Source organism: Streptomyces virginiae (genome assembly GCF_000720455.1).
Taxonomy (GTDB): Bacteria; Actinomycetota; Actinomycetes; order Streptomycetales; family Streptomycetaceae; genus Streptomyces; species Streptomyces virginiae.
Genome location: NZ_JOAK01000003.1, coordinates 439,857 through 454,183 on the forward strand (window position 1 = coordinate 439,857; position 14,327 = coordinate 454,183).

General features: G+C 72.6%; 10 protein-coding genes. 4 read left to right on the forward strand and 6 right to left on the reverse strand.

The window, feature by feature from the left end:
• Together IG86_RS0107385 and IG86_RS0107390 are read right to left on the reverse strand one after the other, a co-directional pair.
• On the reverse strand, nt 1-1,188 hold the full coding sequence (locus tag IG86_RS0107385) for a carboxylate-amine ligase (protein ID WP_078848347.1): 1,188 nt from the start codon (nt 1,186-1,188) through the stop codon (nt 1-3).
• A gap of 142 nt (nt 1,189-1,330) precedes the next feature.
• The gene (locus IG86_RS0107390) at nt 1,331-2,167 is read right to left on the reverse strand and encodes a class II glutamine amidotransferase (protein ID WP_030654414.1); all 837 of its coding nucleotides are present in this window, start codon (nt 2,165-2,167) and stop codon (nt 1,331-1,333) included.
• Between the two features lie 147 nt (nt 2,168-2,314).
• On the opposite strand from IG86_RS0107390, the gene IG86_RS0107395 reads away from it, so the two are divergent.
• The gene (locus tag IG86_RS0107395; protein ID WP_051785014.1) at nt 2,315-4,753 is read left to right on the forward strand and encodes a SpoIIE family protein phosphatase; all 2,439 of its coding nucleotides are present in this window, start codon (nt 2,315-2,317) and stop codon (nt 4,751-4,753) included.
• Nucleotides 4,754-4,803: 50 nt separating this feature from the next.
• On the opposite strand, the gene IG86_RS0107400 is transcribed toward IG86_RS0107395, so the two are convergent.
• Together IG86_RS0107400 and IG86_RS0107405 are read right to left on the reverse strand one after the other, a co-directional pair.
• A complete protein-coding gene (locus IG86_RS0107400) occupies nt 4,804-5,316 on the reverse strand; it encodes a hypothetical protein (RefSeq protein ID WP_030818044.1) in 513 nt (170 codons plus the stop codon).
• A gap of 1 nt (nt 5,317) precedes the next feature.
• Nucleotides 5,318-5,860: a hypothetical protein gene (locus tag IG86_RS0107405; protein ID WP_030818042.1), complete on the reverse strand. Its 543-nt coding sequence runs from the start codon at nt 5,858-5,860 to the stop codon at nt 5,318-5,320.
• Nucleotides 5,861-6,002: 142 nt separating this feature from the next.
• Here IG86_RS0107405 and polX point away from each other — a divergent pair, with 142 nt between their 5' ends.
• Entirely contained in the window at nt 6,003-7,730 is a 1,728-nt protein-coding gene (polX, locus tag IG86_RS0107410) for a DNA polymerase/3'-5' exonuclease PolX (protein ID WP_030818040.1), read from the forward strand.
• 65 nt (nt 7,731-7,795) lie between these two features.
• On the opposite strand, the gene IG86_RS0107415 is transcribed toward polX, so the two are convergent.
• Both IG86_RS0107415 and IG86_RS39745 read right to left on the reverse strand, forming a co-directional pair.
• Nucleotides 7,796-9,217: a glycoside hydrolase family 16 protein gene (locus IG86_RS0107415; protein ID WP_030895679.1), complete on the reverse strand. Its 1,422-nt coding sequence runs from the start codon at nt 9,215-9,217 to the stop codon at nt 7,796-7,798.
• Nucleotides 9,218-9,429: 212 nt separating this feature from the next.
• Nucleotides 9,430-12,738, reverse strand: a complete 3,309-nt coding sequence (locus IG86_RS39745) for a hypothetical protein (RefSeq protein ID WP_030895681.1) — start codon at nt 12,736-12,738, stop codon at nt 9,430-9,432.
• Between the two features lie 214 nt (nt 12,739-12,952).
• On the opposite strand from IG86_RS39745, the gene IG86_RS0107425 reads away from it, so the two are divergent.
• The gene (locus IG86_RS0107425) at nt 12,953-13,498 is read left to right on the forward strand and encodes a MepB family protein (protein WP_234348984.1); all 546 of its coding nucleotides are present in this window, start codon (nt 12,953-12,955) and stop codon (nt 13,496-13,498) included.
• Nucleotides 13,499-13,630: 132 nt separating this feature from the next.
• Nucleotides 13,631-14,161, forward strand: a complete 531-nt coding sequence (locus IG86_RS0107430) for a GNAT family N-acetyltransferase (protein ID WP_234350413.1) — start codon at nt 13,631-13,633, stop codon at nt 14,159-14,161.
• Nucleotides 14,162-14,327 lie beyond the last annotated feature (166 nt).

A 14,327-nucleotide genomic window follows, 5' to 3' on the forward strand; every position in this document is an offset into this window, starting at 1 on the left:
TCACACGGCCGCGGTCGTCCTCGCCAGGCTGTCGACCACGTCGCTCAGCCTTCCGCGCCGGACGAGGGCGGCTCGCTGCCGGGCCGCCCCACCGCCCTCCGCGCGCAGCCGGTCGAGCATGGTGTCCACCAGGAGCAGGTCACCGGCCGCGGCGAGTCCCGGAGCGGCTCGCTCGCGCAGCCGGTCCAGCATGTCCCACACCGGCACACGGGCTCCGCCGACCGGATCGAGGCCTTCCCCGCACAGCCCGTGCACGGCGGCGAGCCGGTGGGCCTCCCGCAGCCGGCCGCACTCCAGGAACGGCGGCGGCCTGCCCTCGTCGCCCTCGGGCAGCAGCACGCCGGCGAGCCCGCGGACGAGCGCCGCCAGCAGGACGACCGTGTCGAGTCGGGCGTTCACGTCGGCGACGCGGATCTCGAGCGTCGGCACGTGCTCGGACGGGCGGGCGTACCAGTAGATCATCCGCCGGTCCAGCAGGGCCCCGCACTGCACCAGGTCGTGGGCGATGCGCTCGTACGAGGCCTCGTCGAGGAAGGGAGCGGGCCCCACCGTGGGCCAGCGGGCGTGTTCGACCGCCCGCCAGCTGGCATGGCCGGTGTCCCTGCCACGGTCGAAGGGGGAGTTGGCACAGAGGGCCTGCAGGGTGGGCAGCCAGGGCCGGAGCCGGTTGGCCAGGTCCAGGGCCTGAGCCCGGGAGGACACGCCGACGTGGACATGGCATCCGCAGACCGGCTGGTCGTAGCCCCCGACGGCCGACGCGAAGCGGACCGCCATCCGCCCGTAGCGTTCGTCCGGGGTGATGGTCAGCGGATGCTCCGGGGGTATCACCGCGGTGCCGGTGCCGACGAGCAGGCAGTCCTGTGCGTCCGCCGCCCGGACCAGCTCGGCCCGCAGCCACGCCAGCTCGGCGCGCAGCACGGCCGTGCTCGACGTGGGGTTCGTGCACGACTCCACCTGGGCGGTGAAGAACTCCGGCTGGACCAGCGGTCCGAGTCTGCCCGAAGCCGCCTCGATGACCCGTGCGGCGCGGCCCACCGGGGCCCGGCTGCGGCGGTCGACGAGCAGGAACTCCTCCTCCACGCCCATGGTCGGCACGACGGCCGCGGCCGAGCGGCCGCTTCCCGGTCCGAGGGGCGCGAGCGTCCGGCTCCCGCGGTGGGGCGCAGATGTGGACACGGCCAGTGACATCGGGGGTCCTTTCGGTGAGGGTGGGCGCCGCCGACGACCGGTTGCGACCGGTCGGCCGAGGCGGTGTTGCCGTCCTTCCAGGCCCTCCTCCTGTGCTTCACTTACCCGCCGGACCACCCCTCACGCAGGGGTACGGCCCTGGCTAAAATTCCGGAATGAAGGGGAGGTAGTCCGCGTCCGGACCGGACGGGAGGACCGCGTAGCTGCTCTCGGGCAGTTCGTTCCACACCCCCGGCAGGTCCCCCAGCGGCTCGGAGACCACGATGCGCGTGTCGTCGGACACCTCCCTGAGGTAGTCGATCTCCGGGTAGAGGTGCCGGACCGTGTCCGCCCGGCTGCTGTAGTAGAGGGATCGCGACTTCCCCACGCTGGAGTAGCGGAACGCCCACACGCGCTCGCCGTCGCTCACCGCCACCGTCATCTGCAGCGGTTCCGCCACGCCGTGCTCCTTGCCGAGCCGCTCCACCAGCCCCGCCATCCGCGCCACCGCGCCCGGGACGTCCTGGTCGAGCCCGTAGGTGACCGCGAGGTAGAACATCACCTCGGAGTCCGTGGACCCCTCGATGCACGAGAAGAGGGCCGGGTCGACGGCCATGCACAGATCGCGCTGGAGCCGGGCGAAGTCCCCGATCGCCCCGTTGTGCATCCACAGCCAGCGACCGTGCCGGAACGGGTGGCAGTTCGTCTGCTGGATGGCCGAACCGGTCGAGGCCCGGACGTGCGCGAAGAACAGCGGGGAGCGGACGTGAGCGGCCAGCTCCTGGAGGTTGCGGTTGTTCCAGGCGGGGCCGATGTCACGGAAGACCGCGGGCGTGCCGTTGCCGTCGGCGCTGTACCAGCCGAGGCCGAAACCGTCGCCGTTGGTCGATTCCACGCCCAGCCGGGACTTGAGGCTCTGGTTGATCAGCGAGTGCTCGGGGCGGTAGAGCACGGTGTCGAGCAGGACGGGCGTACCCGAGTATGCGAGCCACCGACACATGCGCACCATCCCTTTCGCGGCTTGCTCCGAGGGTAACTCCGCGGGCCGTGCCCTTCCCGCGGGGCCCGCGGGCGCCTCATGCCCGTGGCCGGGCGCCTGATCCGGAAGACCCGGCCCATCCCGGCACCGTCGTGCCATCCTCAAGGTATGACGCACGACGTCGTGCCTCCCGACGACGGCGCCTCACCCGAGGTGCTCGCGTTGGCCAAGGTGGTGGCCAGGCTGCGATCGGAGATCGCGGACCTGGAGGGCGTCGCCGCGGCCACCGCCGTCATCGAACGGGCCAAGGGCGTGCTGATGGCCCAGACGGGGATATCCGCCGACGCGGCCTACGAGACGCTGCTCGCGCGCGGGACCCGGTGGGGCAGGACCCTCCTGGAGGAATGCTGGCTCACCCTGGGCCAGGTCCGGACCCGGCCGCCCCCCGGAGCCGCCGCGTCGCCGTCCACCGCGCCCGGGCCGGGCGGGACCGGACAGCGCCGGCAACCGGCGGATCCGGCCGCCGGGACCGGCGACGCCGTCGCCGCTCCGGCCGACGACGGCCCGCGGACGCTGCTGCCCCGGCTGGCCGAAGACCTCGCAGAGGCCGGCTGCGAGGACGACATCGCGCAGCTGCTGCGCAACGCTCTGGGAGCGCCGCTGGGCGTGGACGGCGTGATGATCTACACCGTGACGTCCACCGGCAGCCTGGACCTGACGGGCCACGCCGGCATCACCGAGTCGCTGGCCGACCAGTGGCGCCACGTTCCCCCGCTCAGCGGCGTCGCCGCCCTCGAAGCCATCGCCGCGGGGCAGGCCGTATGGCTCGAGGACCCGGCGACGGACGCCCGCCGCTACCTGCTGATCGGCGAGGCCCCCGGACAGTGGCCGTCCCGCGCCTGGATCCCCGTACCGTCCGGCGGACGCGTGCGCAGCGCCATCGGCTTCATGCGCAGCCGTCCGGGCCCCTTCGACGTGGACACCCGTACGGTGCTGTGCCAGGCGGTCCGGCTGTGCGCCGCCCTGCTGCGCAACGGCGGGCCCCGCGGCGACGGTGCGCAGACCGCCGTCCCCGACGACGTCGCGTCCGTCCAGGCGATCCTGGACGTGCTGTCCGGGCCCGCCGTCCTGCTCACCCCCCTGCGTTCGGCGACCGGAGAGATCGAGGACTACCGGATCGACGGCGCCGCGCCGGAATCCGTCGACGTGCAGGGACGGCGGGGCAAGGAACTCGTGGGCCGACGGGTCCTGGAGACCTACCCCACCGTGGCGGGCACCGCGCTGTGGGAGGGCTACGAGGACACCCTGGCCACCGGGGCCGTGTACGAGGGCGAGCCCTTCACCTACCAGGAACTGGGCGCCGGGTTCCCCCAGGAGTCCGTGTACTCGGTCCGGGCGACGCGGCTGGGAGGGCGCCTGGTCGTGTCCTGGATCCGCCACGACCTCAGTGAGCGCGAGGCCCGCAGGCTGACCGACATGCAGCGCCTGGGCAACCTCGGCTGGGCCGGCTGGCAGCTGACGACGGACGGGGTCGTCTGGTCCGACCAGGTCTACGCCATCTTCGACCGGGATCCGGCGACGGGGCCGATCGGGCTGGAGGAGCTGCCCCGCCACGTCCTGCCCGACGACCGGGCACGCATGGCCGCGGTCGTCCACCGGCTGCTCCGGCTGGGGCAGCGGGCCGTCGACCATCCCTTCCGGATCACCACCGCCGAGGGCGTCCGGCACGTGCGGATGGTCGTCGAGGCCCGGGCGGACGCCGGCGGGAGGCCGGTCGAGGTGCACGGCTTCTTCCAGGACGTCACCGCGCTGCGCGACGCCGAACTCGCCCTGCGCGAGAGCGAGCGGGCCGTCCTGGTCCAGAGCGGCATGCTGCAGGCCGAACGCGCGCTCGCCGCCCGCCTGCAGGCGACCCTGCTGCCGATCCCCGAACGGTCCGTGGAACTCGCGGGGCTGTGCGTCGAGGTGGCCTACGTGCCCTCCGAGAGCGGGGTCAACGTCGGAGGGGACTGGTACAGCGCCATCGAACTGCCCGACAGGAGCGCCCTCTTCGTCGTCGGGGACGTGGCCGGCCACGGCCTGGCTGCCGTCGGCACCATGGCCCAGCTGCGGTTCACCGCCAAGGGCATGGCCGCGACCGGTTCGGCCCTCATCGACGTCCTGCGCCGGCTCAACAACCTGCTGCTGCACACGGATTCGGAGCCGTCCGCCACCGCGACCATGGTCATCGGCCGCTACCAGCCGGACGTCCGCCGCCTGACCTGGGCGCGGGCCGGACACCTGCCTCCGCTGCTGATCCGGCGCGGCCGGGCCGAATTCCTGGCGCAGCCCGACGGCTGCCTCCTGGGCGCCGCCCGCGACTCCGTGTACGGGCAGGCCGTCATCGACCTCGAGCCCGGCGACCATCTCCTGCTCTACACCGACGGGCTCGTGGAGCGGCCGGGCGAGGACATAGACCTCGGACTGGGCCGGCTCGCGCAGACCGCGCTGCAGCTGCTGCGCACCGGCGTGGACGGCGAGCTCGCCCGCACGCTGGCGGCGCAGCGCGCGGGCAACCGCGACGACCTCTGTGTCCTGGACATACACGTCCCGGACGACGCCGAGTGATGTGCGGCGCCGGCCGGGACGGGTGCTCAGGTGTCGGTTCAGGTGGTGGTTCAGGTCTTGAGGAGCCGGTTGAAGAACGAGCGGTAGTGCTGCAGCGAGACCCTCAGGTCCTCCGTCGCCACCTGCTCACCGCGTCCCCACTGGCCCTCCAGGCCCTGCTTGCGCGTGGAGAAGCTGCCGGCCAGGGCCTGCATGACCTCCGCCACCAGGGTGTCCGCGGACCTCACGGCCTCCTGCGGGTCGTCGACGAACCGGCCCTGGATCTCGCTCCACTTCCTGCGGTACTCCTCGGTCTCCGTCGTGCCGAGCAGCGGCTCCTCCGTGTCGGCGTCGGCCGGGCCACCGGCGTCGACCCGGCCGGTCGTCCCGTCCGCCCCTGCCTCCTCCGCCGTCCCCGTCGTCCCGGCCGGGTCCTCGGCCCGCAGGCCGTCGGTACGCTCGGAGGTGGCCTCGCCCGGGTACATCGGCGCCTGCCGTTCCTCGTCCGCGCCCGACTTCATGATGTCTTCCGTGGTCGGACCGGATTCGCTGTCCCGGGCCTCCTGGTCTCCACGTATACGCATGTCAACGACTCCTCTGGTCCGTCAGCAGCTCTTCGAACAGGGCGCGGTAGTGCACCATCGCCCCGCGCAGTTCCTCTGTCGTCGCCCGGCCCCCGCCGCTTCGCACCTTGACGTCGTGCGCGGCCCGGTAGTGGTCGAGGGTGCGCCCGTGCTCGACGGACAGGTCGCGCAGCCGGTCCTCGTACCCCGCGGTGGGGTATCCGCGCTCGTCCAGCAGCCTGGAGACCAGCTCGTCCGCTTCCGCCACGGAGTTCTCCGGGCGGTCCACGAAGTGCTCCTGGACGTCGCTCCAGGCCTCGGCGTACTCACGGCGCCGTTCGGCGGGGAGTTCCTTGATGTCGAGCTGGTCGTGGCGCTGCTCACGGGCCCGCAGGTCTCGCTCGGCGGCCCTCGCGCCGCCCTCCTCCTGCACGGTGCGCTCGTACTCGGGGCCGAACCGTTCACGCAGGTGCCGGCGTCGCGCCGACAGCCACAGCGTCGCGATGAGCGCGAGCACCACGACCGCCGCGATGACGATCACCACTACGAGTGTGGTTGTAGACATGTCCGCACTCCATTCCGGGGCCTTCGCTATGTGTCACGCGGCTGCCCGCGCTGCCGCCCGCCAAACCCGGGGCCGGCGGGACCCGGGGCGGTTGTGGCGCGGCCGGCGTGCCCGCCCGGTGCCCGCGGGGCACCCTGGAGGCATGGCCCGAGCCAACGACCAGGTCGAGGCGATGCTCCAGGAGTACGCGGACCTCATCGCGATCCGGGGCGGGGAGGCCTTCAAAGCGCGCGCCTACGAAAAGGCCGCCCGCGCCGTCGGGGGCCACCCCCAGGACATCGCCACCCTGGACGCCGGAGGGCTGCGCGAGATCCCGGGCGTCGGCCGGTCGGTCGCCGACAAGATCCTGGAGTACCTGCGGACCGGCCGCATGTCCGTCGTCGACGAGGCCAGGGCCTCCGTACCGTCCGGAGTGCGCGAGCTGATCGCGATCCCCGGGCTCGGACCGCGCAAGGCCATGGTGCTGTACGAGGAGCTGGGCATCACCTCCGTCGACCAGCTGCTCGAAGCCGTCCACCGGGAACGGCTGCGCGACCTCAAGGGCTTCGGCGAGCGGACCGAGGACAACATCCTGCACGGCATCGCACTGCTGCAGAAGGCGGGCGAGGGCCGGATCCTCGTCGGAGCCGCCATGGACGTCGCCGAACAGCTCGTCGCCGAGCTGTCCGCCGTACGCGGCTGCGTCCGGTGCGCGTACGCGGGATCCCTGCGCCGCATGCGGGAGACGATCGGCGACGTCGACATCCTGGTGGCGGCGCGCCGGCCGGCGCCGTTCATGGAGACCCTCACGTCCCTCCCGTACGTCGCCGAGGTCATCGCGCGCGGCGAGAAGAAGACCTCCGTACGGACCGCCACGGGCCTCCAGGTGGACCTGCGGGTCCTTCCGCCCGCCTCCTGGGGCGCCGGGCTGCAGTACTTCACCGGGTCCAGGGCGCACAACATCCGCACCCGCGAACTCGCCGTGCGCCAGGGCCTGAAGCTCTCCGAGTACGGGCTCTTCGACGCCGAGAGCGGCGAGAGCGTCACCTCGGAGACGGAGGAGGGCGTCTACGAACGGCTCGGCCTGCCCTGGATACCCCCGGCGCTGCGGGAGGACCGCGGCGAGATCGCGGCCGGGCTGCGCGGCGAACTTCCCGACCTCCTCACGGAGAAGGACATCCGCGGCGATCTGCACACCCACACCGACCTCACGGACGGACTCGCCCCGCTGGAGGACATGGTCGCCGCCGCTGCCGCGCGGGGATACGCGTACTACGCCGTCACCGACCACGCCCCGGACCTCGCCATGCAGCGCATGACCAGCGAGAAGATGCTCGCCCAGCGCGAGCGGGTGCGGGAACTCGACGGCAGGCACCACAGGATGAGGCTGCTGCACGGCACGGAACTCAACATCGGCCCGGACGGTTCGCTGGACTGGCCCGACGAGTTCCTCGCCGGCTTCGACATCTGCGTGGCCTCGGTCCACTCGCACTTCAACCAGAGCCGGCGGGACCTGACCCGCCGGCTGATCCGTGCCTGCGAGAACCCGCACGTCGCCGTGATCGGCCATCCGACGACCCGCCGGCTCGGCAAACGCCCGGGCATCGACGCCGACTTCGACGCCGTCTTCGAGGCGTGCGCGCGATCGGGGACAGCTCTGGAGATCAACGCCCACCCCGAGCGGCTGGACCTGTGCGACGAGGACATCCTGCGGGCGAAGCGGTACGGCGTGAAGTTCGCGGTGAACTCCGACGCCCACGCCACCACGCACCTGCCCTACATGCGGTACGGGGTGGGCACGGCGCAGCGCGGCTGGCTGACGGCGGACGACGTCGTCAACGCCTGGCCGCTGACCAGACTGCGCCGTTTCCTGGGCGGGAAGACGGCCTGACGGCCCTCGCCACCCGCTCGCGGGCGCGCCCGGCGTGCGGCGCGACCGCGAGCGGTGCTGCCCGGTCAGTGGCCGAAGTCGAACCAGTTGACGTTCACGAAGTCGGCCGGCTGGCCGCTGGTGAAGGTCAGGTAGACGTCGTGCGTGCCCGTGACCGCCGTGATGTTCGCCGGTACCGTGCGCCAGCTCTGCCATCCGCCGGTGTTCGCGACGGAGAAGCTGCCGACCGGCGGCGAGGTCCGGCTGTCGAGCCGTACCTCGACGAGCCCGCTCACCCCGGCGGCGGCGCCGCTCGCGACCCGGCCGTGGAACTGCCGCGCCGGCGCGGAGCCGAAGTCGACGCCCCGGAACAGGGCCCAGTCGCCGTTGCCGAGGCCCGCGAGGTTGCGGCCGCCGCCCGAGTCCGTGGAGGGCTCGGTGGCCACGCCCGACTGGCCGTCGTACGACTCGGCCTGGATCGTGGCGTACGCGTCGCGGTTGCCGGACGGCGGGGTGGTGGGCGGCGTGGTCGGGGGAGTGGTGGGCGGTGTCGTGCCTCCCGTCGACCGCAGGACGGACACGTAGTCGACGACCATGGCGTGGCCCGGCTCGGTGCCTGCGTCGGGCCCGCCCCCGAAGGCGTCGGGGAAGCCGCCGCCCATCGCGACGTTCAGGATGATGAAGTAGCCGTGGTTCGTGGCGTTGGCCCAGGTCGTCGCGTCCACCTGATCGGCGCGCACGGTGTGGAAGTCGGACCCGTCGACGTAGAACCGCATCTGCTCGACCGCCGTCGAGCGGTCCCACTCGACCGCGTAGGTGTGGAAGCCTGCCTGGCAGGTGGCCCCGGGGCAGGCGCGCTGGCCGCCGATGCCGGACGTCTCGTTGCAGGGGCCGCCCGGGCTCGTGCCGCAGTGCACGGTCGCCCAGACGGTGTTGAGCCCCTGGACGTTCTCCATGATGTCGATCTCGCCGACCCCCGGCCAGTTCCACCAGTTGCCGCGGTACGGGGTGCCGAGCATCCAGAAGGCGGGCCAGTAGCCCTTGGCGGCGGGTCCGGTGACGTTCGGCATCTGGATGCGCGCCTCGGCGCGGAGCGTACCGCCCGCCGGGGGCTGGAAGTCGCCCCGCCGGGTCTCGACGCGGCCGGAGGTCCACCGGCCCGCCGCGTCCCGTCGGGGCGTGATGCGCAGGTGGCCCGCGCCGTCGAGGGAGACGTTGGAGGGGTCGGCGGTCATCGTCTCGATCTCGCCGGTGCCGAAATTGGCGGGTCCGCCCGGGTAGCTGGTGCCGGTGGTGTACTGCCAGTCGGCGGTGTCGATCCCGGAGCCGGTGGCCCCGTCGAACTCCTCCAGGAACACCTGGGTCCAGCCTGCCGGGGCGGGGGGAGCCGCGGCGTTCGCGGGCAGCACGACGCCCGTGGCGGCGGCCGCCACCAGGGCCGTCGTGCCGATCGCGGCCAGCACGGCCCGCCGTACGGTCGCCCGTTTCCTGCCGGATGTCTCGCGCATGGGTGCCCTCTCTGAAGCGCGCGGTGAGGCGCGGGTGCGGGGGGAAGTAGAGCCGGGTCCAGCGCTCTGAGAGCGCTCTCAGAACGCTGGCCACTGTGCTCCGTGCCCCCGCGACCGTCAAGGGTCGCCACCGTCAAGAGGCTTGTCAGGCAACGGACTTGCCGGCGCCGGCTCCCCGCCGAATCGGTACGGGACGGGGAGCCGGCGCCCGGTCAGCCGAGGTGGCCGAAGAGGTCGACGACGACGTGGGCGGAGCCCCAGCCGAGGTTGGCGATCTCCACCTTGCCGTCGGCGCCCACCGGCACCGTCACCAGGTTGGCCACGGTGCGCCCGGTCGTCCAGTTGAGGTTGGAGGAGTCGGGGCGGGTGGTGCCGGAGGGCCAGACGGTCAGGTGACCGTCGGACTTCGGGTCGGTGACCGTCACGTTCAGCACGACGGCCTTGGCCCGGCCGACGTCGCCGCTTGCGGACAGGTCGAGCACGGTGTTGCCGCGCGCGGGGACCGCGCCGGTGGTCCGGGTGTCGAGGACGCGCCGGGGGCCGGCGGCGTGGAAGGTGGCGCCGGCCTGGTCGTCGGAGTAGTAGCCGAAGACGTCGGCGATCAGGTGGGCGGTGCCCCAGCTCGCGTTGAACAGCTTCACCGTCCCGTCGGCGCCGACCGGGACCACCACGTGGTTGGGAACGGTCTGGCCCGCCGTCCAGTTGAGGCTGGAGGAGTCGGGACGGGCGCTGCCCGACGGCCACACCGTCAGGTGCCCGGCGTCCTTCGTGTCCGTCGCCGTCACGTTCAGGACCACGGCCTTGACGCCCGACTGCGGAACGCCGCCGCGGCCCGCGACCTGCAGAGACACCTCGCTGCGGGCGGCCACCGCAGTGGTGCCCGGACGGCCCACTCCCGCACGGGAGTCCAGCAGACGGGCCGGGCCCGCCGCGGTGAAGGTGCTGCCCGAGGCGTCCGCGGAGTAGTAACCGAAGACGTCGGCGATCAGGTGCGCCGTGCCCCAGCCCGCGTTGCGCAGGTTGACCTTGCCGTCGGCGCCGACCGGCACCACGACCTGGTTCGGTACCGTCCGTCCGGTCGTCCAGTTGAGGTTGGAGGAGTCCGGCCGGGCGGTGCCCGAGGGCCAGACGGTCAGGTGGCCGTCGGACTTGGGGTCGGTGACGGTCACGTTCAGCACGACCGCCTTGACACCGGACTGGGGCACTCCGGCCCGGCCCGCGACCTGCAGCGACACTTCGCCGCCGGCCTGCACCGGCTCGGTCCCGGTCCGGCCGAGGCCGGCCCGGGTGTCGAGCAACCGGGTCGGGGAGAGCGTGGTGAAGCGGTCACCGGCCTTCGGGGCCGCGATCCCGTTGTTGGCGACGTGGATGCGCTGCCCGTCGGCGTCGGTCCACACGATGTTCGACCCGGTGCGGTCCACCGCCCAGGAGCGGTTCGCGTGGCGCTGGCCCTTCCACTCCTCGCCCTGGGCGAGGGTGCGGACCCGCACGGTGCTCTCGTTGCCCGACGTCTTGATGCCTTCGTGGAAGTCGAGCAGCAGCAGGCGTCCGGTGGCCAGGTCCTGGCGCACCAGGTAGCCGTCACCGAGCAGCGACTCCCGGCCCCAGATGCTGTTGGTCCAGCCGGTGCTCATGATCGGCACCGAAAGGGTCTGGCGGGTCGAGGTGTCGTACACCCCGCTGGTGCGCACCGTGCCCTGACTGTCCTGGCAGGCCCAGGAGACGTAGCGGCCGACGGCCTCCAGCAGCGTGGCCGGGCAGGGCGTGGTGAAGGTACCCCGGTCCGCCTCGCCCTTCATGTCACTGGCGTAGACGGTCTTGTCGTCCTGCCGGGAGAGCCAGAGCGTGTCGCCCTGGATCGCGACGCCGGTCGCCTGCGTCTGGAACACCTGGGCGCGGGCGTCGAGATCCCCGATGATGACCGGGTGGTTGGACGTCAAGTTGCCGTACGCGGTCTGCGCGAGCGCGACGTAGCGCCCCGCGGCGTCCGCGGTCCGCAGGCCGTCGACGTTCCCGGTGGGGATCTTGCCGGCCCAGTCGCGGTTGCCGGCCTGGCGGATGGCGGCCGCCTGCCACGTCACCGGGTCGTACTCCAGGTACCGGCCGTCACCGGTGGACCGCAGGCCGACGCAGCCGGCGCCGTGGCTGGAGCAGTCGCTGATGCGGTGGGTTCCGTCGAGGTACTCGAAGGTCTTGACCGGGGTCGGGTCGTTCGAGATCCGGTAGCTGCGGAACGCGCCGGTGATGTCTCCCGGCTGGAAGTGCACGGTGTCCGACGCGGTGGTGAGCACGCCGCCGCCGATCGACAGGCCGAAGACCGTGGCCGGTGCCGGCGGGACGTCCGCGAGCTTGGCGGCCTGCGGCTTGGCCGGGCCGGCCGCCGTGATCCGCTGGAGGGCGACCACGGGCTGCTCGCCGTACGCGGGGGCCTTGGGGCTGCCGACCGCGATCAGCGAGCCGTCCGGTGCGGCCAGCAGCTGGCTGTCGGCGAGCTCCAGCAGGTACTCGACGGTGCCGGAGGTCGAACCGATCGGCGTGAAGTGCAGTGGACGGCCCCGGTTGTCGCCGGAGGTTCCGTGAACGGAATCGGTGCCGATCAGCCAGTCGCCGAGCAGACGCAGTCCGCCCGAGACCGGGTTGAGGTAGGTGGAGCTCAGCACGGTCTGCGGCTGCGCCCGGTCCAGTACGTCGACCGTGTTCTGGTCGCCGGTGCGCAGTACCTTGCCCTTGGCCAGCCGGAAGGTGTGCGAGAAGTCGTATGCGCCCTCGTCGGGCAGCGCGGTGGTCTGTCCCGTCACGACGTCCACGAGGACGGAGTGGCTGAGGTCGTCCTGGCGGTGGCGCAGGACCAGCGAGTGCTGGTCGCCGTCGTGCACCGAGGACGCGAGGGCCGCGCCGGCGGGCAGCACCACCTTTGTGCGGACCGTGGAGGCGCCGTCCAGCCGGTTCAGGAACCAGCCGGTGACGGCGGAGTCGCTGCCCTCGAAGGTCAGCACGGTCCGCCCGTACGTCCCGTAGTAGCTCTGCCCGGCGGGCACGGTGACGGTGCCGAGCGCGACCGGCCTGCCGGTGGCCAGGTCGTACAGGTCGACCTTGGCGGGAGTCTGCGCGGTGGCCGCCACGGGTACGGCCACGGAGTCGGAGGAGGTTCCGTAGCGGTGGTCCTCGGCGCCCGAGTAGCCGCGCGAAGGGCGGCCCTGGTCCAGGCCGCCGTCGACCGGGGCGGGCAGCCGCAGCCCGGTGTCGGTGGTGGCGCCGGTGTCGTACCGGGTCCACAGCAGCCGGTCGCCGCCCTCACGGGCGTGCAGGAGGCCGGTGTCGCCGGCCACGAACAGCCGGTCCCGGGCCGGGAGTCCGCGCGGGGCGGCGGGCAGCACCAGTTCGCCCGGGGCGTCGGCGGCCGGGGCGGCGACCGCCGCGGGCGTGGCCACGTTCAGCAGCGCGGCGCCGGTGAGCAGGGCCAGGGTGGCCGCTCCCAGCCCTCGGTGCAGGCGCGACGATCGTCTTACGGTTGGGTCCACAAGCACCCTCTCATGGGCGAACACGGGAGAGGGGGACACCATCGAGCCGGCCCCGGGCAGCCGCTGTCGCGGGCCGGTCGGCCTGACTCTTCGTGATCGGCCCCCCTCCGATCGTGTCGGAGCATACCAACGGTGATCACGTGCTCGCACATGAGTTCCAGGATGCTTCTCGGCCAAATTCGGTCATGCGTTCGAAACCTGGCAGGATGGGAACATGGCGATGGAACGCGAGGCCTGGCCGAGTGGGCCGGGGATCCCCGGTGACCTGCGACGGGCGAAGACGCTGGCGTACGACCCGGGTGGGCTCACGTGCTCACGGCCGGTGCCCGAGGCGGAGAGCGCCGACTACGGAGCGTGCGGATTCACCGTGGACGGCCTCACGGTCAGGTTCCGGGTGGCCCGGACGACCCCGACGAAGGCCGGCCAGTTCGTTACGGTGTGGAAGAGGTCCGCGGGCGGCCCGATCCAGCCCTTCGACGCCGCGGATCCCGTCGACCTGTTCGTCATCAGCACCTGCGAGGGCGAGCGGTTCGGGCAGTTCGTGTTCCCGAGGGACGTGCTGCGCGAACGGGGCGTCGTGTCGACGGCCGGCTCCGGCGGGAAGCGGGCGTTCCGCGTCTATCCGCCGTGGGTGGCCACGACCGGCCGACAGCCGCGCAGTACGCAGGCCTGGCAGGTGGAACACTTCCTCCGGCTGTCCGGGGAGGAGCCGGTGGACCTGGCCCGTGTGCACGCGCTCTATCACCCCGCGCGGCGCTGACCGGGTCTCGCGGCGGACGGCCGTAACCGCTTAATGCGTTGTCGCGAGCAGCCGGGCCGGGAGAGCATCCGGTGCATGGAATCGCCCGCCGAAAGCCTCAGTTCAGACCAGGTCGACCTGCACCGATGGCGCATGAGCCATCTCGACGCCCTCGAACGGGCGATCCATGAGTCGCTCGACCATCTGGTGCCGTGGATGCCCTGGGCGTCCGACCCCGGCCGACGGCAGACCGAGGAATTCCTCACCGGGATGCGGCAGAAGTGGGAGACCGGGGAGGCCTACGGCTACGCGATCACCTCGGACGCCGAAGTCATCGGCACCTGCGTGCTCATGCGCAGGATCGGAGAGGGCGGACTGGAGGTCGGCTACTGGCTCCACCCGGCCTGGACCGGACGGGGCCTGGTCACCATGGCCTGCACGGCGCTCGTCGCCCAGGGTTTCCGACTGCCGGGCATCGACCGGATCGAGATCCACCACGACGCCGCCAACCACGCCAGCGGGGCCGTCGCCCGACGCCTGGGATTCACCGAGGTCGAGCGCGTACGGGCGCCCGAAGGCCCGCTCACCCCCGGCGAATCGGGGATCGACGTCATCTGGCGGACGACGGCGGAGCAGTGGCGGACGCAGCGGGCGGCCGAGACCGCCGCCCGGCGATCGCCGTGAAGTTCCTTTGCCGTGACGGCACTTGAGTCCTTCACCTTCGTGCGCCACATCGACGGGCTCCGCCACCACTTCGAACGCGCCGGCGGGCACAACCGGAGCCCGGCCCACCGTCGGACGGACGGGAACGTGTGGTGCGTCCGGCCGGAGCCCGAAGGCCGTCACTGCG